General features: G+C 60.4%; 2 protein-coding genes. Both read left to right on the top strand.

Features of this window, described 5'->3' with window-relative positions:
• Positions 1 to 82: 82 nt before the first annotated feature.
• A complete protein-coding gene (locus HF027_RS15420; protein ID WP_168017153.1) occupies positions 83 to 487 on the top strand; it encodes a transposase in 405 nt (134 codons plus the stop codon).
• Positions 484 to 1,596, top strand: a complete 1,113-nt coding sequence (locus tag HF027_RS15415; protein WP_168017151.1) for an IS3 family transposase — start codon at positions 484 to 486, stop codon at positions 1,594 to 1,596. The genes HF027_RS15420 and HF027_RS15415 overlap by 4 nt, the downstream gene beginning before the upstream one ends.
• Positions 1,597 to 1,605 lie beyond the last annotated feature (9 nt).

Genomic DNA, 1,605 nt, shown 5'->3' with positions numbered 1-1,605 from the left:
GCCCTGTGTATCAACCTGAATCCATACACCGGCTCAGTGAGTTAAGCTCAATATCAGAGCCCGAGGTTCAGGAGTCCGTATCATGCCTAAACCGCCAAGCGAGCTGCCCGACCACCAGGTCACGCCCAACCCCAAGCTGGAGAAGCGCACACGTCGCCAGTTCTCGACTGAGTACAAGCTGCGCATCCTGGCTGAAGCCGATGCCTGTCAACATGGCGAACTCGGGGAGCTATTGCGCCGAGAAAAACTGTACAGCAGCCAGCTGACCACATGGCGCAAGGAGCTTGCCGAGAACGGCGTGGAGAAGCTCCACAAGACCGCCCCGGGGCCGAACCCGAGCAAGACCCCGGAGCAGAAGCAGATCGAGGCACTGGAGCGTGAGAACGCCCGTCTTCAGCAGAAGCTCTCGACTGCCGAAGACTGCCTATCGCTCCAAAAAAAAGCATTATCGATGCTCGATCGCATGAACAATGGGAGCGAACCATGATCACGGTGCTCGAAGCGCGCCCGGCGCATCTCCCATTGACCAGGGCTTGCCGAGTTCTGGGCATCAACCGAAGCACGGTGTATGCCTGGCGACAACGGCGACATGAGCCCCCGACAAAGGCACCCACATCGCGCCGGCACTGTCCGCAGCCCAGAGCGTTATCGGCCGAGGAGCGAGCGCAAATCCTCGAGATCGCGCATAGCGAGCCCTACCGGGATCAGCCGGTGTATGAAATCTACCACGACCTGCTGCAGCAAGGGATCTATCTCGGCTCGCTCAGTACCTGGTACCGACAGCTGCGTGAGGCCAAGGAAAGCGGTGACCGCCGCCCTCAACGTGCGCCTCAACACCATGCCGTGCCACGCATCACGGCAAGGGCCGCCAATGAGGCGTGGACGTGGGACATAAGCAAACTGCCCACGCGGCGACGCGGCGTCTACCTCAATCTCTACGTGGTGCTGGACCTATACAGCCGCTTCATCGTGGCCTGGATGGTTTCCCACAAGGAGAATGCAGCGTTGGCCCAGCAACTCTTCCAGGAGGCCGTGGATCGCTACGGAATCCCGCATGGAGCGCTGACGCTCCACCAGGACAGAGGCTCGCCGATGATCGCTCGCAGCTACCTGGACCTCATGGGAGAGCTGGGGGTGACGTGCAGCCATAGCCGCCCGCGAGTGAGTAATGACAACCCCTTCAGTGAAAGCCAGTTCAAGACCAGCAAGTACCAGCCCGATTATCCCGGGCGCTTCGAGAGCATTGTCCATGCCCGGCAGTGGTACAGCGCCTATGTCGACTGGTACAACCTGCAGCACCATCACAGCGGGCTGGCTGGCTTCACGCCGGAGCAGGTCTTCACGGGCCGATATCACGAGATCGCGGAGGTTCGCCAGCGAGCACTTGATGACAGCTTCGAGGCGCACCCCGAGCGGTTCATACGCGGACGCCCCAAGGTGGCAATGCCACCAGCCAGTGTCTCGATCAATCCGGTACAGCCCGATGACGACGACCCGGCCCCCTACAGCGTGGTGAACTTCCCGACACTATCGGTGGCAATCGACACCGCGACGAAATCGACATTAATTTTTAACGAGCTGTCCGAATCAGGTTGACAGGTTCCG

This window comes from Halomonas salinarum, assembly GCF_012062845.1.
Classification (GTDB): Bacteria; Pseudomonadota; Gammaproteobacteria; order Pseudomonadales; family Halomonadaceae; genus Onishia; species Onishia salinarum.
The sequence above is the reverse complement of the archived record's forward strand: the minus strand, read 5'-3'. Positions and strand labels throughout refer to the sequence as shown.